The organism is Duganella sp. OV510 (genome assembly GCF_900100205.1).
Classification (GTDB): Bacteria; Pseudomonadota; Gammaproteobacteria; order Burkholderiales; family Burkholderiaceae_D; genus Rugamonas.
Genome location: NZ_FNEQ01000006.1, coordinates 231,639 through 256,541 on the forward strand (window position 1 = coordinate 231,639; position 24,903 = coordinate 256,541).

At 63.0% G+C, this 24,903-nt stretch carries 20 protein-coding genes; 13 read left to right on the forward strand and 7 right to left on the reverse strand.

Annotated features, from left to right (window positions below):
* Nucleotides 1–10: 10 nt before the first annotated feature.
* Together BLS51_RS17535 and BLS51_RS17540 are read left to right on the forward strand one after the other, a co-directional pair.
* Nucleotides 11–1,243, forward strand: coding sequence for a putative DNA modification/repair radical SAM protein (locus BLS51_RS17535; RefSeq protein ID WP_090185337.1), 1,233 nt, complete (start codon nt 11–13; stop codon nt 1,241–1,243).
* Nucleotides 1,240–2,760: a UdgX family uracil-DNA binding protein gene (locus BLS51_RS17540; protein ID WP_090185341.1), complete on the forward strand. Its 1,521-nt coding sequence runs from the start codon at nt 1,240–1,242 to the stop codon at nt 2,758–2,760. Before BLS51_RS17535 ends, BLS51_RS17540 begins: the two co-directional genes overlap by 4 nt.
* Here BLS51_RS17540 and BLS51_RS17545 read toward each other — a convergent pair.
* Both BLS51_RS17545 and BLS51_RS17550 read right to left on the reverse strand, forming a co-directional pair.
* On the reverse strand, nt 2,732–3,094 hold the full coding sequence (locus BLS51_RS17545; RefSeq protein WP_090185344.1) for a DUF4870 family protein: 363 nt from the start codon (nt 3,092–3,094) through the stop codon (nt 2,732–2,734). The genes BLS51_RS17540 and BLS51_RS17545 overlap by 29 nt on opposite strands.
* A 32-nt stretch (nt 3,095–3,126) precedes the next feature.
* Nucleotides 3,127–4,026 carry an alpha/beta hydrolase family protein gene (locus tag BLS51_RS17550; protein ID WP_090185350.1) on the reverse strand — a complete coding sequence of 300 codons (900 nt, stop codon included), beginning with the start codon at nt 4,024–4,026 and terminating at the stop codon, nt 3,127–3,129.
* Nucleotides 4,027–4,083: 57 nt separating this feature from the next.
* Here BLS51_RS17550 and BLS51_RS17555 point away from each other — a divergent pair, with 57 nt between their 5' ends.
* The gene (locus BLS51_RS17555; protein WP_090185354.1) at nt 4,084–4,572 is read left to right on the forward strand and encodes a low molecular weight protein-tyrosine-phosphatase; all 489 of its coding nucleotides are present in this window, start codon (nt 4,084–4,086) and stop codon (nt 4,570–4,572) included.
* 40 nt (nt 4,573–4,612) lie between these two features.
* Nucleotides 4,613–5,581: a sensor domain-containing diguanylate cyclase gene (locus tag BLS51_RS17560; RefSeq protein WP_090185358.1), complete on the forward strand. Its 969-nt coding sequence runs from the start codon at nt 4,613–4,615 to the stop codon at nt 5,579–5,581.
* Here the strand turns inward: BLS51_RS17560 and serB are convergent.
* Genes serB through BLS51_RS17575 form a run of 3 tightly spaced genes read right to left on the reverse strand, consistent with a single transcriptional unit; the run spans nt 5,578 to nt 10,870 of the window.
* Entirely contained in the window at nt 5,578–6,420 is an 843-nt protein-coding gene (gene serB / locus BLS51_RS17565; RefSeq protein ID WP_090185361.1) for a phosphoserine phosphatase SerB, read from the reverse strand. The genes BLS51_RS17560 and serB overlap by 4 nt on opposite strands.
* 45 nt (nt 6,421–6,465) lie before the next feature.
* Nucleotides 6,466–9,915, reverse strand: coding sequence for a transcription-repair coupling factor (mfd, locus tag BLS51_RS17570; protein ID WP_373994333.1), 3,450 nt, complete (start codon nt 9,913–9,915; stop codon nt 6,466–6,468).
* A 22-nt stretch (nt 9,916–9,937) separates the two neighbouring features.
* The gene (locus BLS51_RS17575; RefSeq protein ID WP_090185368.1) at nt 9,938–10,870 is read right to left on the reverse strand and encodes a 5'-nucleotidase; all 933 of its coding nucleotides are present in this window, start codon (nt 10,868–10,870) and stop codon (nt 9,938–9,940) included.
* Nucleotides 10,871–11,008: 138 nt separating this feature from the next.
* Between BLS51_RS17575 and BLS51_RS17580 the strand changes: the two genes are divergently transcribed.
* From BLS51_RS17580 to BLS51_RS17595, 4 genes are all read left to right on the forward strand, one after another.
* A complete protein-coding gene (locus tag BLS51_RS17580) occupies nt 11,009–12,142 on the forward strand; it encodes a GGDEF domain-containing protein (RefSeq protein ID WP_229207628.1) in 1,134 nt (377 codons plus the stop codon).
* A 135-nt stretch (nt 12,143–12,277) separates the two neighbouring features.
* The gene (locus tag BLS51_RS17585; protein WP_090185376.1) at nt 12,278–14,059 is read left to right on the forward strand and encodes a methyl-accepting chemotaxis protein; all 1,782 of its coding nucleotides are present in this window, start codon (nt 12,278–12,280) and stop codon (nt 14,057–14,059) included.
* A 141-nt stretch (nt 14,060–14,200) separates the two neighbouring features.
* On the forward strand, nt 14,201–14,503 hold the full coding sequence (locus BLS51_RS17590) for a hypothetical protein (RefSeq protein WP_090185379.1): 303 nt from the start codon (nt 14,201–14,203) through the stop codon (nt 14,501–14,503).
* A gap of 56 nt (nt 14,504–14,559) precedes the next feature.
* Nucleotides 14,560–15,237: a TetR/AcrR family transcriptional regulator gene (locus BLS51_RS17595; RefSeq protein WP_229207629.1), complete on the forward strand. Its 678-nt coding sequence runs from the start codon at nt 14,560–14,562 to the stop codon at nt 15,235–15,237.
* Nucleotides 15,238–15,263: 26 nt separating this feature from the next.
* Here the strand turns inward: BLS51_RS17595 and BLS51_RS17600 are convergent, their stop codons facing one another.
* Nucleotides 15,264–17,624: a penicillin-binding protein 1A gene (locus BLS51_RS17600; RefSeq protein ID WP_090185385.1), complete on the reverse strand. Its 2,361-nt coding sequence runs from the start codon at nt 17,622–17,624 to the stop codon at nt 15,264–15,266.
* A gap of 153 nt (nt 17,625–17,777) precedes the next feature.
* On the opposite strand from BLS51_RS17600, the gene glpD reads away from it, so the two are divergent.
* Together glpD and BLS51_RS29750 are read left to right on the forward strand one after the other, a co-directional pair.
* Nucleotides 17,778–19,310, forward strand: coding sequence for a glycerol-3-phosphate dehydrogenase (gene glpD / locus BLS51_RS17605; protein ID WP_090185387.1), 1,533 nt, complete (start codon nt 17,778–17,780; stop codon nt 19,308–19,310).
* Nucleotides 19,311–19,382: 72 nt separating this feature from the next.
* Nucleotides 19,383–19,553 carry a hypothetical protein gene (locus tag BLS51_RS29750; RefSeq protein ID WP_175472611.1) on the forward strand — a complete coding sequence of 57 codons (171 nt, stop codon included), beginning with the start codon at nt 19,383–19,385 and terminating at the stop codon, nt 19,551–19,553.
* A gap of 30 nt (nt 19,554–19,583) precedes the next feature.
* Here BLS51_RS29750 and BLS51_RS17610 read toward each other — a convergent pair whose 3' ends face one another.
* Nucleotides 19,584–21,086 carry a peptide MFS transporter gene (locus BLS51_RS17610; protein WP_090185390.1) on the reverse strand — a complete coding sequence of 501 codons (1,503 nt, stop codon included), beginning with the start codon at nt 21,084–21,086 and terminating at the stop codon, nt 19,584–19,586.
* A 219-nt stretch (nt 21,087–21,305) separates the two neighbouring features.
* Between BLS51_RS17610 and ppnN the strand changes: the two genes are divergently transcribed.
* The 3 genes from ppnN to BLS51_RS29470 all read left to right on the forward strand — a co-directional run bounded on the left by ppnN (nt 21,306) and on the right by BLS51_RS29470 (nt 24,903).
* A complete protein-coding gene (gene ppnN, locus BLS51_RS17615; protein WP_090185393.1) occupies nt 21,306–22,676 on the forward strand; it encodes a nucleotide 5'-monophosphate nucleosidase PpnN in 1,371 nt (456 codons plus the stop codon).
* Nucleotides 22,655–24,460: a diguanylate cyclase gene (locus BLS51_RS17620; RefSeq protein ID WP_175472612.1), complete on the forward strand. Its 1,806-nt coding sequence runs from the start codon at nt 22,655–22,657 to the stop codon at nt 24,458–24,460. The genes ppnN and BLS51_RS17620 overlap by 22 nt, the downstream gene beginning before the upstream one ends.
* Before the next feature lie 74 nt (nt 24,461–24,534).
* Entirely contained in the window at nt 24,535–24,903 is a 369-nt protein-coding gene (locus BLS51_RS29470) for a hypothetical protein (protein WP_139168724.1), read from the forward strand.

A 24,903-nucleotide genomic window follows, 5' to 3' on the forward strand; every position in this document is an offset into this window, starting at 1 on the left:
GGGGCGTGTGATGGAAATTAAGGACAAGCTGGAAATCCTGGCCGATGCGGCCAAATATGATGCATCGTGCGCCAGCAGCGGGGCGCCGAAGCGCAACTCGATTGGCAAGGACGGCTTTGGTGCCACTACGGGCATGGGCATCTGTCATAGTTACACGCCGGATGGCCGCTGCGTCTCGCTGCTGAAGGTTTTGCTGACCAATTACTGTTTGTACGATTGCCAGTATTGCGTCAACCGGCGCACGTCCAATGTGCCACGGGCGCGCTTCTCTGTCGCGGAGGTGGTCAAGCTGACCACGGATTTTTACCTTCGCAATTACATCGATGGGCTGTTTCTCAGCTCGGGCATTATCCAGTCGGCGGACTACACGATGGAGCAGCTGGTGCAAGTGGCGCGCGAGCTGCGCGAGGTGCATCAGTTCCGCGGCTATATTCACCTGAAGACCATACCGGATGCCGATCCGGCGCTGATCGCGGCGGCTGGACGGTACGCGGACCGCCTGAGCGTCAATATCGAGTTGCCGACGCAGGATAGCGTGCAAAAGCTGGCGCCGGAAAAGAGCGTACACACGATCAAGCTGGCCATGGGCTCGATCCGCCGCAAGCTGGACGAAAAGGCGGAAGAGCCGAAAGCGCCGCGCTTTGCGCCGGCCGGGCAGAGCACGCAGATGATCGTTGGCGCCGACAGCAGCGATGACCAGCAGATCCTGTCGACCGCGCAGACGCTGTACGGCAGCTATAAGCTGAAGCGCGTGTATTACTCGGCCTTCAGCCCGATCCCGCAAAGCCCGAAGAGCGTGCCGCTGGCGCCGCCGCCGATGCTGCGTGAGCATCGCCTGTATCAGGCGGATTTCCTGATGCGCGGCTACGGCTTTCAGGCGCAGGAGTTGTTGCCGGACAGTGGCGGCAATCTGGCGCTGGACATCGATCCCAAGCTGGCGTGGGCGCTACAACATCGCGAGCATTTTCCTTTGGACCTGAATCGTGCGGAGCCGCACATGATCGCGCGTGTGCCTGGGATAGGATTGCGCAATGCGCAGCGCATCGTCGAGTTGCGGCGCTTGCGGCAGGTGCGCTATGCGGATTTGTCGCGGTTGAGGTGCAGCATGAAGAAGATTTCGCCGTTCGTTATCACCGCTGACTATTTTCCGGCGCGCGACGGCAGTCCGTCCGAGCACTTGCGGCGGGCCATGACTGAAGCGCCGCAGCAGATGAATTTGTGGCCGGAGTTGCAGGCGGCATGATGCGCAAGGTGGTGCGTTCATTTGACGAGTGGCGCGCTGCAGCGCGTGAGCTTATTGCACGGCGCGTCCAGCCCGAATATGTGGAATGGGCAGCCAGCGACGAGGAAGGTGATCTGTTCTCCGCAGCCGATGCGCCAGCGGCCGCGCCGACGAGTGCGGCGGGTGCGGCGTCAGTGTCAGTGTCAGCGGAACAGCCAGCAGCTGCGGGCAACGGCGAGGCTATCGGCGATGCCATTGGCGTTGCGCGGCGCGAGGCGTCGGTGCTGCGCCTGCCGCGCGAACTGATGGAGATGCTGGCCAGCGCCGCATGTTTCAGCGCCACTGATCGCTGGGCGTTTCTGTACCAGGTCGTCTGGCGTTGGCAGCTAGGCGAGCGCGATGTGATGTCGGCGGCGGACCCGGACGGCGCGCGCCTGTATGCCATGGTCAAGGCCGTCCACCGCGAGGAGCACGACATGCATGCCTATGTACGATTCCGCGAGCGCAAGGAAGAAGATGGCGCACCGCGTTTTGTCGCGTGGTTCGAGCCGACCCACGAAGTCCTGCCGCAAGTGGCGCGACATTTTGCCCGCCGCATGGGCAACGCCACGTGGATGATCGCCACCCCCGCAGCCACTGTGCTGTGGGACGGCGCCCAACTGCACGACGTGCCATCACGCATGCGCAGCGCCGCCGACATCGACGACGCCGGCGAAGCCCTGTGGCTGACCTACTACCGCAGCATCTTCAATCCCGCACGCCTGAATGCCGATCTGCTGCGCAGCCATATTCCATCGCGCTTCTGGAAAAACCTGCCGGAAGGCGCCATCGTGCCGGCCATGATCAGCGGCGCCGCCAACGGCGAACGGCGCACCGGCCAGACCGGCACCGTGGGCCGGCGCAGCGGCGCGACCACCATCGCTGTCACGCCGGAACGGGCGCAGCCGCAGCGCGAGCAGCCGGATACGCTGGACCAGTGCCGCCGCTGTGAACTATGGCGCGACGCCACGCAGGCAGTACCCGGCGTCGGCCCGAAGAAAGCACGCATCATGCTGGTCGGCGAGCAGCCGGGTGACCAGGAGGATCTGCAAGGACTGCCATTCGTCGGCCCGGCCGGCGCGGTGCTGGATCGCGCGCTGGCCGAGGCTGGCGTCAGGCGTGATCACGTTTACCTGACCAACGCGGTCAAGCACTTCAAATGGGAACTGCGCGGCAAGCGCCGCCTGCACAAGACGCCGGCGCAGCGCGAGGTCAGCGCATGCCATGTGTGGCTGGAAGAGGAACTGGCGCGCGTGCGGCCGGATGTGGTGGTGGCGCTGGGAGCGACGGCTTTGAAGTCGGTGCTGAAAGACGGCAGCGCGACGATGAGTTCCGTGATGGATGCGCCGTTCGAGCATGAAGGCCGCTGGGTGGTGGCGGTTTACCACCCGTCGTTTGTGCTGCGTGCGCGCGATGAGGAGAGCCGGCAGCAGGCCTACGAGGTGATTGTCGCGGGCCTGCGCCAGGCGCTTACACTGGGGCCGGTTCGTTCCGGTTGATGCGTGTAATGCCGATGATCAGGCGGTAGGCCTTCCACAGCCAGGCGCCGATCCAGATCAGCCATGCAATCGGGATGCCGATGAAGGTCATGAAGAACACCGCGCCCACCACCACCCACACCACATACCACCAGAACGAGCGGATCATCCACGTATGGTGACTATGAATGAAGGTGCCATCCGTGCCGGGCCGCTGCAGATAGTTGAGGATAAGCGGGATGATGGAGAAGGCACCCAGCGAAAACACAAAGCTCACCGCATGAATCACATACAGCCACCACGCGGTGGTCTTGGCCGATTCCAGGCGGCCGTCCAATATCAGCTCTTGGGACATGATCTCTCCTTTGGTTGTTGGTATCAGTATAACTAGCTGGCGGCTGGCGTGGCGCACAGTGTCCTGTGCAGGAACGCCGTCACGTCGGCGAAGAATTCGGGCTGGATCGTTTCGCGGTCGAAGCCTTCCGGATCTTGCGAGGGCTTGAAATTCGGCCGTGTCATCTCCGGCGGGAATTTGCTCATGAAGGCGAAGTGGCCGGCGCCAGGAATGTCCTTGTGTTCGACCAGCGCCGGCTGTGCCACGCCTTCGATGATCTTGTGCGCGTGTTCGATTGGCGTGGTCTCGTCCTTTTCGCCGGTGCGCAGCAGGATAGGCAGGTCGACTGGCCGCAGCGAACCGGCAATGAACCAGAACGTGGCGGGATTCAGTAGCACCAGTGATTTGATGCGCGGATCGGGCTTGGTCGGCACTTGCTCGGGCAGCGCGTGGGAATCCTTGCGCTCATATGGCCCGCTCCAGGCGATGCCGCCGGCCGCCGCCAGCGCGGTATAGCCGCCGATCGAGTGGCCGATGACGGCCACGCCGTTGCGTGCGATATGCGGCGCCAGTGCGGCATCGGCCAGCGCCGCGTCGATGCTTAGTGTGATGTGGCGCGGACGGTTGGCCAGATTGGCGGCGGTGCCGGCTAGCGTGTTGTCCAGCCGCGTGTTGCCGGTGTGGGCGGGCAGGGCGACCACGAAGCCCGCCAGCGCGAGATGCTTGGCCAGCTGGCGATACGCCCACGGTGTGCCGGAGTGGCCGTGTGAAATCACCACCAGCGGGTACACGCCATCGGCTGGCGGCGCATCGCTGGCGACTTCCAGCGAGTAAGGGCCGAAGTGCTCGGTCTTTTCCTCGCCTACGGCGGGATAGAGCAGCGCCAGCGGCACATCGGCGCCCTGTATGGCATCATGAACTTTGCTTAACTTGCAGCCGCAACTGACACGCATTTCCGATCCTTTTCGCATAGAATGCAATGATGTTGATTATATTAGGGGCGCGCAACGATGGGGGCTAAACCTGTTTCGGTGCTGTTTGTCTGCATGGGCAATATCTGCCGCTCACCGACAGCGGAGGGTGTGTTCCGCCATCGCGCGGCCGCCGCCGGGCTGGCGCAGCAGTTTCACATCGACTCGGCCGGCACGCATGGCTATCACGTTGGCGAGCCGCCGGACGCGCGCTCGATGGAGTTTGCGGCCAAGCGTGGCTATGACTTGTCGGCCCAGCGCTCGCGCAAGGTCAGTGCGCAGGACTTCGAAGACTTCGACCACCTGCTGGCGATGGACCACGATAACCTCAAGCTGCTGCAAGCCGCCTGTCCGCCGCAGCACCGGCACAAGCTGGGCTTGATGATGTCGCACGCCAGCCGTAGCGGTTCCGAGGTGGTGCCCGATCCGTATTACGGCGGCGGCAGGGGGTTCGACACGGTGCTGGACTATATTGAAGATGCGACAGATGGCCTGATCGCCGCGCTCGGAGGCAAAAAGATAAGGTAGTATTATGAAACGACTACGCCCATGTGCATAGGAGACTACCTTGATAGAGCCCGGCATTCCCCTGAATGAAACGCTTCGGCTGGCAACGTTGAAGTCCCTCAACGTCCTGGATACGCCGGCCGAGGAACGTTTTGACCGTGTCACGCGCATGGCCAAGCGCATGTTTCGCGTGCCGATCGCACTGGTCAGCATTGTTGATGAGGACCGGCAGTGGTTCAAATCCGTGCAAGGACTGGACGCTTGCCAGACGCCGCGCAATGTCTCCTTCTGCGGCCACGCCATCCTTGGTGATGGTATTTTCCTGATTCGGAACGCGCTGCAAGACCAGCGCTTCGCCGATAATCCGCTGGTGGCTGGTGCGCCGCATATCCGCTTCTACGCCGGTTGTCCCTTGCGTGCGCCCGACGGCAACAAGGTTGGCACGCTGTGCATCATCGATACCGCGCCGCGCGATTTCGATGAAGAAGACGCCACCGCCTTGCGCGACCTGGCGGCGATGGTGGAGGATGAGTTGTCAGCCTTCCAGACCTCAACCACCGATGACCTGACCGGTATCTCCAATCGCCGCGGCTTCCTGCAACTGGCGCAATACGGCTTGAGTTTCTGCGTGCGCAACAGCCAACCGGCGGCGCTGGCCTTTATCGACCTGGATCGCTTCAAGCCGATCAACGATCAGTTTGGCCATGCGGAAGGGGATATTGCGCTGGCGGCGTTTGCCGAGGTGATGCAGGCCAGCTTCCGCGCCACGGACCTGTTCGCGCGCCTGGGTGGGGATGAGTTTGTGGTGCTGCTGACGGGCGCGCGCAAAAGCGACGCTGAAACAGTGTTGCACAAGTTTAGCCAGCTGCTGGCGGATTACAACGCCAGGGCCATGCGCGGCTATAACCTGGAGTTTTCGTGCGGCGTGGTGGAGTTCAATCCGGCCGCGCCGCAAGCGATCGATCAGCTACTGGCCGCCGGCGATGCGCAGATGTATGCGCTGAAGGCGGCCAAGAAGCAGCGGCATTAGGTCAGCAGTGGCAGGATGCCATCCAGGCCGACGAAGTTGAGCGCCACGTTGGCCTGCTCGCGCACCACCGGCTTGGCGCGGAACGCCACCGACATGCCCGAGATGCTCATCATTTTCAGGTCGTTGGCGCCGTCGCCCATGACGATGGCCTGCGATGGCGCGATGCCCAGTTCTTTGCACACGCGTTCCACCGTGCGTTTTTTCTCTTCCGCGTCGACGATGCCGCCCAGGACTTTGCCAGTCAGCTTGCCGTCGACGATTTCCAGTTCATTGGCGTTGGTGTAGTCCAGGCCCAGGCGCTTTTTCAGGCGCTCGGTGAAGAAGGTAAAGCCGCCCGATACCAGCAGCGTTTTCAGGCCGGCCGCCTGCACCGCCTTCAGCATGTTCTCGGCGCCCAGTGACAGTTGCAGGCGCTCGTCGTACACGCGCTCCAGCGCCGACGCCTCCAGGCCTTCCAGCAGCGCCACGCGGCGTTGCAGGCTGGCGGCGAAATCCAGCTCGCCGCGCATCGCGGCCTCGGTAATCTCGGATACCTGCGGCTTCAGGCCCTGCATGTCGGCGATTTCGTCGATGCACTCGATGGTGATCAGCGTCGAATCCATGTCCATCGCCAGCAGCTTGTAGTCGGCCATCTTGTGCAGGCCGATCGAGTAGGTGGTGTCCAGTTGCGCCGCCTGGGCGGCGACCTCGATGGTCTGGCACAGCGCCGTCGAGAAGGCGATGCCTTCGCAGCGCAACGCGGTGTCGCTCAGCCAGGTCAGGTTGGCCGATGCGGTCAGCGCGGCGATGCGTTCGAGTCGTGCTTTGCAATCGCCTACACCCTGCAGTACGAGGTTCATGGCGGTATTTGCGTTAGTCATGTGGCGTCGAGAGTAGTTAAAGTATTAGGTGAGCTGCTTGATGGCGGCCTTGATCTGCATGACGCGCGCGGCCAGGTCCGGCATGGCGGCGGTGATCTTCAGTTTGTCCTGGCCATTCAGCTTGATCTGGCGGTTCTTCTGGATCAGCTCAATGATGCGCATCGGATCAATCGGCGGCTTGGCCATGAATTGCAGGTTGGCCGCTTCCGTGTGCGCATCGATTTTGATGATGCCGACCGTCTTGGCGGCGATGCGCAGGCGATGCGTTTCGATCAGTGCCTTGACCGGATCCGGCAGCTTGCCGAAGCGGTCGATCAGCTCTTCCTGCAGGTTGTCGATCTTGTCCTGCGAGGCGCAGTTGGCCATGCGCTTGTAGATCGACAGGCGCTCGTGCACATCGCCGCAGAAGTCGGCTGGCAGCAGTGCCGGCACGTGCAGATTGATCTCGGTGGTGGTGGCCAGCGGCGCCGCCAGGTCCGGCTCCTTGCCGGCCTTGAGCGAGCGTACCGCTTCGTTCAGCATGTCAGAATACAGCTGGAAGCCGATCTCGGTCATCTCGCCGGACTGGTTGTCGCCGAGGACTTCGCCGGCACCGCGGATTTCCAGATCGTGCATGGCCAGGTAGAAGCCGGAGCCCAGTTCTTCCATCTGCTGGATGGCATCCAGGCGGCGCTGCGCCTGCTTGGTCAGCGACTGCACGTCATGCACCAGCAGGTAGGCATAGGCCTGGTGGTGCGACCGGCCGACACGGCCGCGCAACTGGTGCAACTGCGCCAGGCCGAACTTGTCGGCGCGGTGCATGATGATGGTGTTCGCGGTTGGCACGTCGATACCGGTTTCGATAATCGTGGTGCACAGCAGGATGTTGTAGCGCTGGGCGACGAAGTCGCGCATCACTTTTTCCAGGTCGCGCTCGTGCATCTGGCCGTGGGCAACGGCGATACGCGCTTCCGGCAGCAGCTCGGTCAGCATCGCCAGGCGGTTCTGGATGGTCTCCACTTCGTTGTGCAGGAAGTATACCTGGCCGCCGCGCTTCAGCTCACGCAAACAGGCTTCGCGGATGATCGATTCGCCCTCGCTGCGCACGAAGGTCTTGATCGCCAGGCGCTTTTGCGGCGCGGTGGCGATCACCGAGAAGTCGCGCAGGCCTTCCAGCGCCATGCCCAGCGTGCGCGGAATTGGCGTGGCGGTCAGCGTCAGCACGTCGACTTCGGCGCGCAGCGATTTCAGCGTTTCCTTCTGGCGCACGCCGAAACGGTGTTCCTCGTCGATGATGACCAGGCCCAGTCGGGTGAACTTGACGTCTTCCGACAGCAGCTTGTGGGTGCCGATGATGATGTCCAGCGTGCCGTCGGCCATGCCCTTGATCGCCTGCGCAATCTCTTTGCCGGTGCGGAAGCGCGACATTTCGGCGATGCGCACCGGCCAGTCGGCGAAGCGGTCGGCGAAGGTCTGCGCATGCTGTTCGGCCAGCAGCGTGGTCGGCGCCAGGATGGCCACCTGCTTGCCGCCCATGACGGCGATGAAGGCGGCGCGCAGTGCCACTTCGGTCTTGCCGAAGCCGACGTCGCCGCACACCAGCCGGTCCATCGGCTTGCCGGACGTCATATCCTTGATGACGTTGTTGATGGCTTCCTGCTGGTCCGGCGTTTCGTCGAAGCCGAAGCTGTCGGCGAAACGTTCGTAGTCGTGCGCCGAGTATTCAAACGAGTGGCCCTGGCGCAGCGCGCGGCGGGCGTACAGGTTGAGCAGCTCGGCGGCGGTGTCGCGCACTTGTTCGGCCGCCTTGCGCTTGGCCTTTTCCCACTGGCCGGAGCCCAGCGTGTGCAGCGGCGCGTCGTCCGGCGAGGCGCCGGAGTAGCGCGAGATCACATGCAACTGCGATACCGGCACATACAGCTTGGTCTCCTTGGCGTATTCCAGGTGCAGGAATTCGGCGTCGCCTTCGCCCAGGTCCATCGTCGTCAGGCCCATGTAGCGGCCGATGCCGTGGTTGATGTGCACCACCGGATCGCCGATCTTCAGTTCCGACAGGTCGCGCACCATCGATTCGACTTGTGTGACGGCTTCCTGCTTCTTCTTGCCGACGCGGCGGCCGGAACCTGCATACAGCTCGGTCTCGGTGATGAAGATCAGGCGCTCGCCGCCGGCCGACAACTCGAAGCCGGCGTGCAGCGGCGCCACACCCAGCGCCAGTTTGGCGTCCGAGGCGATGAAGCCATCAAAGCCTTCGACCGGCGCCAGCGCCAGGTCGTATTCGTTGAAATACTGCTGCAGCGTTTCGCGGCGGCCGTTGGATTCGGCGCAGAGCATCACGCGGCTGCCGGACTGCATCAGATAGGCGCGCAGATTGGTCAGCGGGTCGTCCAGGTGGCGGTTGACGGCAATGTTGGGCACCGGCGCCGACAGCTCGGAAGCGCCGGCGTCCGGATTATTGCGGATGGCGATCTGCGGGTATGGCTTGGCCAGCACGAAGAACTGTTCGTCCGACAGGAACAGGTCTTCCGGCGCCATGATCGGCCGTTCGCGGTCGGCCTTGAGGAAGCGGTAGCGCGAGTTGGTATCGGTCCAGAAGCGCTTGATGGCGGCCTCGATGTCGCCGACGGTGGCCACCACCGCGCCTTCGGGCAGGTAGTCGAACAGCGTGGCGGTCTGCTCGAAGAACAGCGGCAGATAGTATTCGATACCGGCCGAGGCAATGCCGGTGCTCATGTCCTTGTAGATCACCGCGCGCGACGGATCGCCTTCGAAATGCTCGCGCCAGCGGCTGCGGAAGGCGGTGCGCGACGCTTCGTCCATCGGGAACTCGCGGCCCGGCAGCAAGCGCACCTGCTTGACCGGGTACAGCGAGCGTTGGGTGTCGGCGTCGAAGGTGCGGATGGTTTCGATGGTGTCGCCAAACAGGTCGAGGCGGTACGGCAGCGCCGAGCCCATCGGGAACAGGTCGATCAGGCCGCCGCGCACCGAGTATTCGCCGGGCGACATCACCTGCGTGACGTGGGTGTAGCCGGCCAGCGTCAGCTGCGATTTCAGCCTGGCCTCGTCGAGCGACTGGTTTTGCTCGAAGAAGAAGGTGTAGGCCGCCAGGAAGGACGGCGGCGCCATGCGCACCAGCGCGGTGGTGGCCGGCACCAGCATCACGTCGCACTGGCCGCTGCTGATTTCGTGCAGTGTGGCCAGCCGCTCGGACACCAGGTCCTGGTGCGGCGAGAAGGCGTCGTAGGGCAGCGTTTCCCAGTCCGGCAGCAGGTGGCAGCGCAGCTGCGCGCCGCCGAACCACGGGATTTCATCCAGCAGGCGCTGGGCGTCGCTGGCGTTGGCCACGACCACGGCCAGCATCTGGCCGCGTGATTTGAGTTCGAGCGCGATTTGCGCCAGTGCGTAAGCGTCCGCCGAGCCATGCAGCGCGGGCAGGGCAAAACGATTGCCGGGTTTTGGGATGGATTTGGTTAAGGCTGACGACACAACACACATTCAACAGTTATCCAGGCATCTATTATACCAAGCGGTTGGCGACGCCGAAGGGGATGTGCACCATCGGGATGTTGCCGGCCGGGGATTGCAGATGGCTGAGCTGGTCGTCGAAGAACATATGCGGCCGGAAGATGCTGAGCACCCGTGCTTTTTCCATGCCGCCGAGGAAGAAAGTTTCGTTGGCGGATACGCCCCAGCTCTTCAGCGTGGTCACCACGCGCTCGTGCGCCGGCGCGCTGCGTGCGGTGATGATGGCAATGCGCAGGATCTTTTTGTAGGCCGGATCGGCGCGCTGCGCGTCTTCCTCCAGCTGCTGCATCAGCGACAGCTTGCGGAACAGCTCGGCCAGCGGGCCGGGCTGGTGCGGGATGGCGACCCGCTCGGTTTCGTGGGCGTGGAATTCGCCAACGTCGTTGTTGCGCTTGAAGACAGTTTCAGATTCGTCGTCGGCGATCACGCCGTCAAAGTCGAAGGCGATGCGCAGTTCGCCGTCGGCTTCGTCGTCTTCGGTGCGTGACGGCAGCACCAGTCCGGCCGGGTAGTTGGCGTCCAGCGCCCGGCGCACGTCTTCCTCGTTGGCGGAGAGGAACAGGGAGGTGTTGAAGGCGGGCAAATACCGATACGGCGACTCGCCGGTCAGGAAGCAGGCGCGCGAGATGTCCAGTCCGTAGTGGGCAATCGAATTCATCACGCGCAGCCCGGTTTCCGGCGAATTGCGCGAAAACAGCACCACTTCCACCGGCGCTGTGTCCGGATGCAGCTTGTTGATGCTGAGGAAGCGGCGGATGAAGGGGAAGGCCACGCCCTTGTCGAGGACGGTGTCGATCTGCTGTTCCTGATAGCTGCGGTAGGCTTCCGCGCCGTGTTCCAGGTACACCTGGTGCGACGCGGTCAGGTCAAACAGGGCGCTGGAGGCGATGCCGATCACCAGCTTGTGCTCAATCGGGTAGGGCATGGGGCTGTGCGTAGTCTGCGAAGAGCATTACTGTAACCGATCCGTGCCAGCGCGCGTTTGATTTCTTTTCTGCAATTTAATCATTGCTTACCAGCAGTCGCTGCGCTACATTGACAACTCATTATTCTGGATGCTGGCGTGCTTAATCTCGATACTCTTTTGCTGGTCCAGGTGTGCGTGGCGTTGCTGACCACGGGGCTGCTGGTGGCTTCGGCCTGCTATACCGAAAGTCCGCCCGAACAGCGCTGGTGGGCCGGCGGCAATGTTGCGGTGACCTTGGGCATGGCGCTGTCGAACGTGCAGACGTTGCCCTTGTTACTGACCGGTGTGGTTGGCTATGGCGTGATCGCCTTCGGCCTGGGACTGGTGCTGCGCGGCTTGCGCGTTTATTGCGCCGAAACGCTGTCGTGGACCAGCATTGCCGCCATCACCGGTGTGGCGCTGGCGATCACCGGCTACTACGCGCTGGTGGTGCCCAGCCTGCAGGCGCGGCTGGGCTTCAGCGGTTTCTATTTCGCGCTACTCAACTGGGTTTGCGCGCTGGCGGTGGCGCGGCACGGCAACTGGCGCGTGACCTCCATCTGCGTGGCGGGCTTCACCTTGCTGGGCCTGGCGCTGTTCCTGCGCGGCGTGCACATGCTGCTGCACGCCGATCCGGGCGAAAACGCCAGTTCGCTGGTTATCGCGCTGAGTGCGCTGATTGTGCCGCTGGCGCAGATCTGCATCGCCTTCGGCCTGATCCTGATGGTCATGTGGCGCTATGCCGAGCGGCTGCGCCGCCTGTCGACGCTGGATGCGCTGACCGGGGCGATGAACCGCGCCGGGCTGGAAATCCAGGGCAAGCGCGTTGGCCTGCGTGCCTTGCGCGGCGGCCGAAGTCTGACGGTGATCATGATCGATGTCGATTGCTTCAAGAACATCAACGACACTTACGGCCATCCGGTCGGCGACGAAGTGCTGCGCCACCTGGCCAAACTGCTGAAGCTGGAGCTGCGTCCGCACGACCTGCTGGCGCGCTTCGGCGGCGAGGAGTTCGTGCTGGTGCTCGATGGCGTCAACCTGGAGGCGGCGCTCAGCGTCGCCGAGCGGCTGCGTGCGCGCATCGAGCATGAGCGTGTCGAGCTGGAGAAGCTGTCGGTGCGCTACACCGCCAGCATGGGCGTGGTCTGCTCGGACCAGCATGACTATGACCTGATCCGCCTGATCTCCGCCGGTGACGCTGCCATGTACCAGGCCAAGCGCGCCGGACGCAACCGTGTTGTGGCGGGATAAGCACTCTGGCACTGTGCGCGCCGCGCCACACCGGCGCCGAATGTGATTGACGCCGCCGTTGCCGGGGCCGCATATTGCTTGGGACTGAACAATAGTCACAAAATCTAACTAATGGTCCACTTTCGGGAGTGCGGGATGTTCAAGAATCTTCTCATCAAGTGGAAGCTGGCGACGCTGGTCGCGATTATGATGGTGGCCTTGGTGGTGGTGGGCTCGGCCGGCTATAGAGGGATTGCCAAGGTTGGCAGTTCGGTCAACGAAATCGGCGTGGTGCGCCTGCCGTCGGTGCAGGGTCTGCTGGTGATGAGCGAGGGCCAGACCGCAGTGGCGGCGGCTAATCTGTTTGCTGGCACCTATGCCAGCGATGCGCAGGCGCAAGCGCGTTTCAGCGAGGCGCTGGAGATGCGCAAGAAGGCCTGGGCAAATATCGAACGCGGCTGGAAGCGTTACGAGCCGCTGCCGCAGACGGCCGAAGAGTCGGTGCTGTGGAAGCAGTTCACCGGCGAATGGGCCGAGTGGAAGGCCGCCGACGAGAAGATCGGCGCCACCATCGCCGCCATGGCCGGCAACCAGGATGAGCAGGCGCAGAAGGCGCTGTTCAGCACTTTCCACCAGCAGTACAACCAGTCGCGCCCGCTGTTCCAGAAGGCCGAGGCGTCGCTGATGAAGATCGAACGCCTCAACGAGGGCATCGCCGAGCATAGCGTCGCAGATGGCATGGCAGCGGTCAGCAGCGCCGAGTGGGCGATGGTGACAGCGGCGGTGATTGCGGCGATTGTTGCCATCGGCTGCGCGGTGTATATCGCCGGGGCAATCACCAATCCGATCAACGAGGCGGTGCGGGTGGCGCAGACGGTGGCGTCGGGCGACCTGACCAGCCGCATCGAGGTGGCGACCAGCGAGGAAACCGGCCAGTTGCTGGGCGCACTGAAGGACATGAACGATAGCCTGATCCGCATCGTCGGCCAGGTGCGCAACGGCACGGAGACGATTGCGACGGCGTCGTCGGAGATTGCGTCCGGCAACCTGGACCTGTCGCAGCGCACCGAGGAACAGGCCAGCTCGCTGGAGGAGACCGCGTCGTCGATGGAGGAGCTGACGTCGACCGTCAAGCAGAATGCCGACAATGCGCGCCAGGCGAATACGCTGGCGGCGTCGGCGTCCGGCGTGGCACAGCGCGGCGGCGATGTGGTGGCGCGGGTGGTCGAGACCATGGATTCGATCAACGCGTCGTCGGCCAAGATTGTCGACATCATTTCGGTGATTGACGGGATTGCGTTCCAGACCAATATCCTGGCGCTGAATGCGGCGGTGGAGGCGGCGCGCGCCGGCGAGCAGGGACGCGGTTTCGCGGTGGTGGCGGGCGAGGTGCGCACGCTGGCGCATCGTTCGGCGGCGGCGGCCAAGGAGATCAAGGAATTGATCGGCGATTCGGTCGAGAAGGTCGGCGCCGGCAGCAAGCTGGTGGAGGAGGCTGGCGCCACCATGGGCGAGATCGTCAGCAGCGTGCAGCGTGTCACCGACATCATGGGCGAGATCAGCATGGCGACGCAGGAGCAGAGCACCGGCATCGATCAGATCAATATGGCGGTGGGGCAGATGGATACGGTGACGCAGCAGAATGCGGCGCTGGTGGAGCAGGCGGCGGCAGCGGCGGCGTCGCTGCAGGAGCAGGCGGCCGGGCTGGCGGAGGTGGTCAGCGTGTTCCGCATGGACGAGGGCATGGCGCCGCGCAAGCAGGCGATCGCCAAGCGCCGGACCGCCAGCGCTGTCGCGACTGTTGCTACCGGCACCGGCACCGCTGCCAGGCCGGCAATCGCGGCGCCGACGCGGCGTCCGGCGGCCAAGCCTGCGGCGGCGAAAGCGCCAGCCCGGAAAATGGCTGCCGCCTCATCAGACGATTGGGAAGAGTTCTAACCAACAATAAAGTAAGCCACTATCTGGCGCAGCAGTATCCTGAAGGCAGCCCGCGTGGCTGCCTTTTTTTCGTTTGATCTACATCAAACACGGCATGCCTTGCAATGATAGTTTGGAAGCTCTGCTGAAAGGACTGCGATCATGCCAAACGCCATTGAAACCGAACGCCTCGAACGCATCACGCCAGCTGTGGAGGTGGAGTTGGCGGTGATACGCACCAGCTTTGCCACCAAGGACGACGTGCAACGCATACTGAATCTGCTGTACGAGCACAAGCTGGAAATTTTCGCCGCGCTGTCCAAGCAGCGCGAGGATTTTTACGCCGCGCTGACGCAGGTCCAGATCGACCTGCACAAGACCTTGATCGGCCATGTGTGGAAGCTGTATGTGCTGGCATCACTGGTGCTGGGCGGTGTCTACTACATCGCCCGCTATGTGCATTAATTACAGGCAAACTCCTGCGCTATAATCATTATCAAAGACCAACTACAGGGACAACCTTGCCGGCTCAATTCGACTTCCAACAATTCCAGGCGATGACACCGCTCGATGGCATCAATATCTGGGCCTATCTGCTCGACCGCTATGCCGACCGCATCACGGTCAAGCGCCGCAAGCCGGCGCTGGAAAATCTGGAGCGTATCTTCAACGCCACTTTCAAGCTGGCCAACGAGGTCGGTTTTCGTGCGATGAATTTGCGCGACCTGTGCGGCGAAACCGGCCTGTCGATGGGCGGACTATATGGCTACATCAGCAGCAAGGACCAGCTGGCGGAGATGATCGAGGATGTGGTGCGCCACGCCACCCACGAAGTGCCGAAGATGTTTGCCGACGTTACCGATCCATTGGACCGGCTGGAGGCGTTGATACGCGCTTCGATCTATGTGTCGGAAATCCTGCAGCCTTGGTTTTATTTCGTTTTCATGGATTCGCGCGTGCTGCAAGCCGAGCAGCGCGGCACGGCCAAGGAGTCCGAGCTGCACGTGCAGACGCTGTTTGCCGACATCATCGCCCAGGCGCAAGGCCTGCGCGGCAGCCCGGACCTGATCGCCGCCCATATCCTCGCCACCTTCCAGGACTGGTACGTGAAGCGCTGGAAATACCGCGCCGCCGATATCGGTCCCGACCAGTTCGCTGACAGCGCCGTGCGCATGATGCGCGGCTATCTGGCTGCGTGACGCGCAGCCAGGCTTAAAGGCCAGTCTCAGCGGCCAGGCCCGGTCGGCACCGGACGGATGTTTTCAGCGTTCGGCGCGGCCGCCGCAGGCGCAGCAGCAGGCACGGCCGGCGCGGCTGGCACGGCCGGCGTGCCCGGCGCGACATTTTCGGCACCGGCCGGCTCGTTGTCGAAGTCGAGCGGCGGACGAGCGGCGTCGCCGGTGAATTCGTCGTACAGCCATTCGCCACCCACCTGCGTCAGGCCGGCCGGCACCGGACGGTCTTGTGGTGGACGCCCTTGCAGCGCCACGCGCATGTAGTCGATCCAGATCGGCAGCGCCACGCTGGAGCCGAACTCCTTGCCGCCCAGCGAGCGCGAGTCGTCATAGCCCATCCACGATACCGCCACGATGCCGCCGCCGTAGCCGGCAAACCAGCCATCGACCGCGTCGCTTGAGGTGCCGGTCTTGCCGGCAATGTCCGAGCGGCCCAGGCGCGCGGCGGCGGCGCCGGTGCCGGTGCGTGTCACCTGGCGCATCAGGCTGTCGGTGACGAAGGCGTTGCGCGGGTCGATCACGCGCGCGTCGTCCGGCAGCGTGGTGCGCGGCTTCACTTCGGAGATGATCTTGCCGTCGCCATCGACGATCTTGGCGATCAGGTAGGGCTCTACCGAGTAGCCGCCGTTGGCGAACACCGAGTAGGCGCCGGCCAGCTGCGCCGGCGTTACCGAGCCGGTGCCCAGCGCCATGGTCAGGTTTTTCGGATGCTTGGCCAGGTCGAAGCCGAACTTGCCCAGGAAGCTGTGCGCATACGGCACGGTGATGGCGCGCAGGATGCGCACCGAGGCCACGTTCTTCGATTCCGATAGCGCCGTGCGCATGGTGATCGGGCCGTCGAACTTGCCGTCGTCGTTCTTCGGCGACCAGGCTTCGTTGCCGGTTTCGGCACCGCTCAGGTTCAGCGGCACGTCGTTGATCAGCGTCAGCGGCGAGAAGCCGCGCTCCAGCGACGCCGAGTAGACGAACGGTTTGATCGACGAGCCAGGCTGGCGCCACGCCTGCGTCACGTGGTTGAACTTCTGCAGGTTGTAGTCGAAGCCGCCGACCATGGCGTGGTAGCCTCCGCTGACCGCGTCGATCGAGACGAAGGCCGCCGCCACCTGCGGCACCTGGCTGATGCTCCACGCGCCTTTGTCGTTCTGCATGATGCGGATCACCGCGCCGGGACGCAGGCGTATGTTGTCCTTGGCCTTGTCGCTCAGCGCGCCGGCAACCAGGCGCAGGCCGTCGCCGCTGATGCTGATTTCCTCGCCGGACGGGTTCTGCACCTTGACCGCTTTCGGGCTGGCGGCCAGCACCACGGCGGGGATCAGGCCATCGCTGCCGGGACGCTTCTGGATCGCGTCTTCGATGGCGTCGTCGCGTTCTTCTTCGCCCTCAGGCAGCGTGATGACGGCTTCCGGGCCGCGATAGCCGTGGCGCTGGTCGTAGTTCAGCACATTGCGGCGCGTCGATTCGTAGGCGGCTTTCTGGTCGGCCTTGAGGATGGTGGTGTAGACGCTGATGCCGCGCGTGTACGACTCTTCCTTGAACTGTGCGTACACCGCCTGGCGCGCCAGTTCGGCCACGTATTCGGCGTGGACGTCGAAGTCCTGGCCTTTGCGCGCGTAGTGCAGCGTTTCGCGCGACGCCTTGTCGTATTGTTCTTCGGTGATGACTTCCTGGTCGCGCATCAGGCGCAGCACTACTTGCTGGCGTTGCTTGGCGCGCTTGGGATTGCTGATCGGGTTATGGCGCGCCGGATTCTGCGGCAGACCGGCCAGCATCGCCATCTCGGCCACGTCCAGTTCCTTCAGCGATTTGCCGAAGTAGGTCTGCGCGGCGCTGCCGAAGCCGAACGAGCGCTGGCCCAGGTAGATCTGGTTCATATACAGTTCGAGGATCTGGTCCTTGTTCAGTGCCGCCTCGATTTTCAGGGCCAGCATCACTTCTTGCAGCTTGCGGCCGATGACTTTCTCGCGCGTCAGGTAGAAATTGCGCGCCACCTGCATGGTGATGGTCGAGCCGCCCTGGCGGAACGAGCCGCCCAGGTTGGAGCGCACCGCGCCCAGCACGCGCACGTAATCGATGCCATTATGTTCATAGAAGCGCTTGTCTTCGATCGCCAGCAAGGCTTTTTTCATCATCTCCGGCATGTCCTTGACCGGGATGAAGTCGCGGTGCTCCTCGCCGAACTCGCCGATCAGCGCGTTGTCGGCGGTGTAGACGCGCAACGGGATCTTCGGCTTGTAATCGGTGACGGCCTCCAGCGACGGCAGGTTGGGGGCGATATACAGCAGCAGGTAGGCCAGCAGCAGCCCGCCCGCCGCCAGGCCGGCCAGGCCGGTGACGATGGCGGCACGTATCATATTGCGTCGGTTCAGCCACGCGGGCAGTTGGGTGTTGGAAGTTGCCAAAGCATCATCTCTAGTTTGCAGAAGGTTGGGCGATTATAGAGCATGGCTATTGTTACTTGCCGTCACTTGTCGTAACGTACAGGTATACAGCTCCAAAGGGACCACATGGCGGAACCGCAGCACATACTCGATTGCGATGTCCTGATCATCGGCGGCGGCATCAATGGCGCCGGCATCGCCCGTGATGCGGCCGGTCGCGGGCTGTCGGTCGTGCTGTGCGAAAAGGACGATCTGGCGTCGCACACCTCGTCCGCCTCGACCAAGCTGATCCACGGTGGCTTGCGCTATCTGGAGTATTACGAATTCAATCTGGTGCGCAAGGCGCTGATCGAGCGCGAGGTGCTGCTGCGCGCGGCGCCGCACATCATGCGGCCACTGCGCTTTGTCATGCCGCACGCGCCGGGCCAGCGGCCGGCGCTGCTGATCCGCGCCGGGCTGTTCCTCTACGATATGCTGGCGCGGCGCGAGTTGCTGCCGGCGTCGGCCGGCGTTAAGCTGCGCTGCCATCCGGCCGGCAAGCCGTTGCAGCCACAATTTACGCGCGGCTTCGAATATTCCGACGGCTGGGTCGACGATGCGCGGCTGGTGGTGCTGAACGCCATCGACGCCTGCGAGAAGGGCGCCACCATCCTGACCCAGGCGGTGTGCCAGAAGCTGGAACGCAAGGCCGCCGACTGGGAGGCGACGCTGTTCAAGCCCAGTTGCGGGCAGATCCGCGTCAATGCGCGCTACGTGGTCAACGCGGCCGGGCCGTGGACGGCCGATCTGCTGCATGCGACGCTGCCGAAGGAGGGCGGCGGCCATCTGCGGCTGATCAAGGGCAGCCACATCGTGGTCAAGCGGCTGTTCGAGCATGACCAGGCCTACATCTTCCAGCATCCGGATGGGCGCATCGTGTTTGCCATTCCGTATGAACAGGAGTTCACGCTGATCGGCACCACCGACCTGGATTATCACGGCGATGCCAACCAGGTGGCCATCAGCAAGGAAGAGATTGCCTATCTGTGCCAGCTGGCCAGCCAGTATTTCACCCGGCCCATCGTGCCGGCGGATGTGGTGTGGACGTATTCGGGCGTGCGCCCGCTGGTCGAGGATGGCGCCGACGCCAAGGCGGTCACCCGTGATTACCGGCTGGAGATCGACAGCGACGGGCCGCCGATCTTGAGCGTGTTCGGCGGCAAGATCACCACCTTCCGCAAGCTGGCGGAGGAGGCGGTCGACCACATCGCCAAGGCGCTGGACAACCGCCACGGCGGCTGGACGCACAAGGCCTGCCTGCCGGGCGGCGATCTGTTTGGCGCCGAGCCGCATAACCGCTCGGTGCAGGAATTCGATCTCTGGGTGCGGGCGCAGCAGAACCGCTATCCATGGCTGCCAGCCACGCTGCTGACGCGCTACTGCCGCGCCTACGGCACCCGCATCCACACGCTGCTGAGCGAACGCAGCGGGCTGGACGACCTCGGCGACGAAATCCTCCCCGGCCTGCACGTCGCTGAAGTGGACTACCTGCGCCGCTATGAATGGGCGCGCAGCGCGCCGGACATCCTCTGGCGCCGCACCAAGCTCGGCCTGCACCTGCCCGCCACCGCCAACGACCAGCTTCAGGCCTGGCTCAACGACCATCCACTGACCAAATAGCTTGATTTGACGCAGATCATGCGCCGTGTGGCCGGGCTAAAGTGAAACGTGCCTGCCTGCCGGAGCTCTGCGATGAAATCAGCGATTTCCCCTGCCGTCCCTGTGGATGCCTCGCTGGTCGGGATCAAGGGACGGATCTTGTTGATCCTGAATGAAGACGAGAAAGCCGAGGTGGCCGCAAATTGCGACCACCTCGGGCGACGTCGCAAGCGGGCCATTGGGTCTGTCTCGCCGGACAAGTAAAAACGGCGCCCTCGGGCGCCGTTTGCGTGATTACTTCACACCGTGCATCAGTTTCTGGATCAGCGGCGCGACCAGGAACAGCAGCACGCCGGCGCCGATCAGCGACCAGAAACCGAAGGTGTAGCCGTGCAGCGCCGACGACAGCGACATGCCGCTTTCGCCCGACACCCACGAGGCAAAGATGCCCGACAGGTTGTTGCCGATGCCGGTCGACAGGAACCAGCCGCCCATGCCCAGGCCGACCAGACGCGTTGGCGCCAGCTTGGTCACCATCGACAGGCCGATCGGCGACAGGCACAGCTCACCGATCGATTGCAGCACGTAAACCATGAACAAGGTCCAGAACGGGATCTTGTTGTTGGCGTCCACCAGGCTCGACAGCGCGAACATCAGCAGCAGGAAGGCGGTGCCGTTGAAGATCAGGCCCAGGCCGAACTTGCGCGGAATCGATGGATTGTAACGCCCCATGGCCACCCAGATGAAGGCGATGATCGGCGCGAAGGTGATGATGGCCAGCGAGTTAACCGTCTGGAACCAGGCCACCGGGAAGATCCAGTTGAACATTTCGCGGTCAACAATCTTCTCGGCCAGGAAGGTGAACGAACTGCCGGCCTGCTCGAAGAAGCACCAGAAGGTGATGTTGAAGAAGAAGATCAGCAGCATGGCGATCACCTTGTCGCGTGCCACCTTGCCGTTCTTGATGCCTTCGACCAGCAGCATCAGCGCCAGCGCGATGAACAGGATGGTCAGCAGCACTTGCAGGTTCTTGGCGCCGGTGGCCAGCAGCATGTACATGACCGGGATCACGCACAGCGAGCCCAGCACCACGTACAGCAGGCGTTTCGGATCGGCCGTTTGCACATCCGGCGCACCGATGCCCTTCAGCTGGGCGCGGCCGATGAAGAACCACACCAGGCTGATCAACATGCCGACGCCGGCCGAGATGAACACCACTTTATAGGCCGGCATGCCGCCGGTGCCGAACACCGCTGTCGCCAGCCACTCGGTCAGCACCGGCGCCAGCATCGCGCCAGCGTTGATGCCCATGTAGAAAATGGTGAAGCCGGAATCGCGGCGCGGATCAAGCGTGCTATACAGCTTGCCGACCATGGTCGAGATATTCGGCTTGAACATGCCGTTACCGACAATGATCGTCGCCAGGCCGAATTTGAATATAGTTTCATTCGGCAGCGCGATCATGAACAGGCCGGCCGCCATGAAGCCGGCGCCGACCAGGATAGAACGCTGGTAGCCCAGCACGCGGTCGGCCACGTAGCCGCCGAACAGCGCCGCCGCATACACCAGCGCCAGGTAGGAGCCGTACACCAGATTGGCCGACGATTCGCCAGCCGCATCGCCGTTGTAGAACTGTGCCACCACGTAGAGCACCAGTGCCCAACGGATGCCGTAGAACGCGAAGCGTTCCCAGAACTCGGTCATGAACAACATCCACAGCGGGGCAGGGTGCCCCATGATCTGCTTGAACTCCGGAATCGCGGCTTCCGTGTGGGTGGTGGTGGTCGCACCGCTCATGCGGCTCCTCCTAATAATTATGGTCTAAAGGACTGGCTTCCCTTGTGGGGCAGCCAAATTGGGCGCCATTTTAATCTACAAATCGTTGATGCCGAATATTTTGATAGCTGCACTGCACAAATGTGTTCAGTGTGATAACGATTCTGTAGCCCACGGACGGCTGAGTTGTCGTATATTGATGGCGCAGCACCCATAGAAACTGAATAGGATTTACGCATCATGGAACATGACGTTATCGATACCCAGATTTCCCCCGAAGGCCACCTGGAGATACTTTCCAAGGCCGAAGTCAACAAACTGCTCGATACCAGCCAGGGCGGCCTGTATAACGTCTTCCGCAAGTGCGCGCTGGCGGTGCTCAACTGCGGCAGCACCATCGACGATGGCAAGGAACTGCTGGAACGCTATGAATCGTTCGATATCAGCATCGTTCAGCGCGAGCGCGGTATCAAGCTGGATATCAAGGGCGCGCCGGCGATCGCTTTCGTCGACGGCAAAATGATCAAGGGCATCCACGAGCACCTGTTCTCGGTGTTGCGGGATATTGTTTTTGTCAGCAACGAGGTCACCGACAACCCCAAGTTCGACCTGGGCAAGACCGAAGACATCACCGACGCCGTCTTCCACATCCTGCGCAACGCCAATGTGTTGAAGCCGATGCTGAACCCGAACCTGGTGGTGTGCTGGGGCGGCCATTCGATCAACCGCGCCGAATACAACTACTCGAAGGAAGTCGGCTACGCGATGGGCTTGCGCGACCTGGACATCTGCACCGGCTGCGGCCCGGGCGCGATGAAAGGCCCGATGAAGGGCGCCACCATCGGCCACGCCAAGCAGCGGCTGCACCGCGGCCGCTACCTGGGCATCACCGAGCCCGGCATCATCGCGGCCGAGTCGCCGAACCCGATCGTCAATGAACTGGTCATCATGCCGGATATCGAGAAGCGCCTGGAGGCCTTTGTGCGTACCGGCCACGGCATCGTGGTGTTCCCCGGCGGCGCCGGCACGGCCGAGGAAATCCTCTACATCCTCGGCATCCTGCTGCACCCGGATAACGCCGAGATTCCATTCCCGCTGATCTTCACCGGCCCGGAAACCTCGCGCGACTACTTCGTGCAGATCAACCAGTTCATCCACGACACGCTGGGGCCGGAGGCGCAGCAGCGCTACAAGATCATCGTTGACGATCCGGAACTGGTGGCGCGCGAAATGCAGGCCGGGATCAAGGCGGTGCGCGAGTTCCGCAAGGCCCGCAGCGACGCCTACTACTACAATTGGAGCCTGAAGATCGACGCCGAGTTCCAGCGTCCGTTCCCGCCGACCCACGAGAATATGCGCAACCTGAGCCTGCACAAGAACCAGCCGGTGCACCTGCTGGCCGCCAACCTGCGCCGTGCGTTTTCCGGCGTGGTGGCCGGCAACGTCAAGGAAGAGGGCATGCGCGCGATCGAGCAATACGGCCACTTCGAGATCCACGGCGACAAGGAAATCATGGGGCCGATGGACGCGCTGCTGGCGTCCTTCGTCGCGCAAAGCCGCATGAAACTCGCAGGGAAGCCTTATACGCCGTGCTATCGCGTGATTCAATAAGGGCGTTTGTCGCGCTGCTGCTGTGGTGGTGGTGTGGCCCGGCGCTGGCATTGGATGCCGCCGCCTTGCCGCACGGCGCGCTGTCACTGACGCCATACCTGACGGTGCTGGAAGACCCTCAGGCGACGCTGGACCTCGACAGCGCACGCCACCGCGCGGCGGAATTCCGCAGCACCGGCAAGGCCGATGAGGCGCTCAGCTTCGGCTATACCCGCTCGGCCTACTGGTTGCGCGTGTCCTTGCACAATCCGACGGATCGTCCGCTGGACCGTATGCTGGAGATCAGCAATGCGCGCCTCAGCGACATCCAGTTTTACCGTCCCGACGCGCACGGACGCTACAGCGTCCAGCGCACCGGCAGCGCGCAGCCATATGCCACGCGGCCGTATCCCAACCGTTACTACGTCTTTTCGCTGGAGCTGGCGCCGCACGCGGAAGAGGTGATTTATATCCGCGTGTGGTCCGAGGGCGCCAAGCTGATCCCGGTGACGTTGTGGGAGCCGATCGCTTACGCCGCCTATGAACGCCAGGACTATCTGGCGCAAGGCGCGTATTTCGGCACCGCCGTGGCCATGATGTTATTTAACCTGGTGCTGTTCCTGACGCTGCGCGACCGGCTGTATCTGCTGTACATTGGCTTTGTCTTCTGTGCTGTGATCGCGCTGGCCAGCCAGAACGGCCTGGCGCACGAATGGCTGTGGCCTGGCATGGGCGGCAGCTGGCCGAACAAGCTGGCGTCGATAGGCTTCTCGCTGTCCGCCGCCATGCTCACCATCTTCATGCGGCGCATGATTCAGACGCGTCAGGTCGTCCCGCGCCTGGACGTGATACTGCGTGTGCTGATCGCGTTCTTCCTCGCCGGTCCGCTGTTCACCATCTTCTTCTATGTGGAGACGGCCGCGCCGATCGGCCTCGCCTGGGCCATCTGCTCGCCGCTGATCATGCTGATTGGCGTGGTGTGCGCCTTCAAACGCCAGCGCAGCGCCTATTATTTTACGGCCGCCTTCCTGCTGCTGCTGATCGGCAACGCATCCAGTTCGCTGGCTGCGCTGGGCATGCTGCCGCATAATCCGCTCACCAATTACGGACCACAGGTCGGCTCCTGCTTCGAAATGCTGATGCTGGCCTTTGCGCTGGCCGATCGCGTGCATGTGATGAGGCGCCAGGCGATTGCCGCGCAAGCCAACCTGATCGCCGGCTTGCAGACCTCCGAACGCATGCTGGAACTGCGCGTCGAACAGCGCACGCATGAACTGCAAACGGCCAACGATCACCTGGCCGCACTCAGCATGACCGACGGCCTGACCGGCATCTCCAACCGCCGCCGTTTTGACGAGGTGCTGGCGGCAGAGTGGGCGAGGGCGGCACGCCAGCAGCATTCGCTGGCGATCGGCTTGCTGGACATCGACTTCTTCAAACAGTACAACGACCACTATGGCCATCAGGCAGGCGACGATTGCCTGCGCCGGGTGGCGCAAGCCTTCAAGTCGCAACTGCAGCGCGGCGGCGACCTGGTGGCGCGCTACGGCGGCGAAGAGTTCGCCTTTATCGCGCCGGCGGTGGATGCCGACCAGGCACTGGCGATTGCCGACGCAGTCTGCAAAGCCATCGCGTCGCTCGAGCTGCCGCATGCGCACGGGCCGGGCGGCAGACTCACCGTCAGCATCGGCGTCGCCGCCTGGACGCCACTGGCTGGCGCCGCGCCCGCCGACATCTTGCGCGCCGCCGACCAGGCCCTGTACCGCGCCAAACAACTGGGCCGCAACCGCGCGGAAGTACACTGAGGATACATAGAGGGGCTAGTTGCGCCAACTGCATGTGGTAAACCTCACTGAGTGTGCAGCTACCCACACCCATCTTGCTTAACCTTGTTGAGCAGCTGAAACGTCGTACGGGCTCACAAGATCTATCAGATGCAATTACCCAAGCGATCGAATTCTGGCTCGCCGACCTGAAGCAGTTCCCCAAAACTGCCGATCCTGATGGACTGCATGGCTATCAATGGAAATGCCTGTTCCTGCCCGAAGGCACGGTGCTGCGTTCATGGAGTTACGGCGAACACAATTACGCTGCCGTTGAGGGCAATGAGATCAACCATAAAGGCAAGCCTGTCACGCCCAATCAATTCTCGCGCTCCTTCGCCCGCACGAGTTCCGCTTCCGCATTGAAGACGTCGCGTTTGAATAAAAAAAGCCGCTCAAAAGAGCGGCTTCCGTGGCAGCGATGA

Bases quoted from the DNA above. Each gene is read 5' to 3' on its own strand.
- glpD (WP_090185387.1), top strand. From the start codon at position 17,778: ATGGCGGAACCGCAGCACATACTCGATTGCGATGTCCTGATCATCGGC.
- BLS51_RS17540 (WP_090185341.1), top strand. From the start codon at position 1,240: ATGATGCGCAAGGTGGTGCGTTCATTTGACGAGTGGCGCGCTGCAGCG.
- BLS51_RS17555 (WP_090185354.1), top strand. From the start codon at position 4,084: ATGGGGGCTAAACCTGTTTCGGTGCTGTTTGTCTGCATGGGCAATATC.
- BLS51_RS17575 (WP_090185368.1), bottom strand. From the start codon at position 10,870: ATGCCCTACCCGATTGAGCACAAGCTGGTGATCGGCATCGCCTCCAGC.
- serB (WP_090185361.1), bottom strand. From the start codon at position 6,420: ATGAACCTCGTACTGCAGGGTGTAGGCGATTGCAAAGCACGACTCGAA.
- mfd (WP_373994333.1), bottom strand. From the start codon at position 9,915: ATGTGTGTTGTGTCGTCAGCCTTAACCAAATCCATCCCAAAACCCGGC.
- BLS51_RS17545 (WP_090185344.1), bottom strand. From the start codon at position 3,094: ATGTCCCAAGAGCTGATATTGGACGGCCGCCTGGAATCGGCCAAGACC.
- BLS51_RS17550 (WP_090185350.1), bottom strand. From the start codon at position 4,026: ATGCGTGTCAGTTGCGGCTGCAAGTTAAGCAAAGTTCATGATGCCATA.
- BLS51_RS17535 (WP_090185337.1), top strand. From the start codon at position 11: ATGGAAATTAAGGACAAGCTGGAAATCCTGGCCGATGCGGCCAAATAT.
- BLS51_RS17600 (WP_090185385.1), bottom strand. From the start codon at position 17,624: ATGATACGTGCCGCCATCGTCACCGGCCTGGCCGGCCTGGCGGCGGGC.
- ppnN (WP_090185393.1), top strand. From the start codon at position 21,306: ATGGAACATGACGTTATCGATACCCAGATTTCCCCCGAAGGCCACCTG.
- BLS51_RS17590 (WP_090185379.1), top strand. From the start codon at position 14,201: ATGCCAAACGCCATTGAAACCGAACGCCTCGAACGCATCACGCCAGCT.
- BLS51_RS29750 (WP_175472611.1), top strand. From the start codon at position 19,383: ATGAAATCAGCGATTTCCCCTGCCGTCCCTGTGGATGCCTCGCTGGTC.
- BLS51_RS17610 (WP_090185390.1), bottom strand. From the start codon at position 21,086: ATGAGCGGTGCGACCACCACCACCCACACGGAAGCCGCGATTCCGGAG.
- BLS51_RS17585 (WP_090185376.1), top strand. From the start codon at position 12,278: ATGTTCAAGAATCTTCTCATCAAGTGGAAGCTGGCGACGCTGGTCGCG.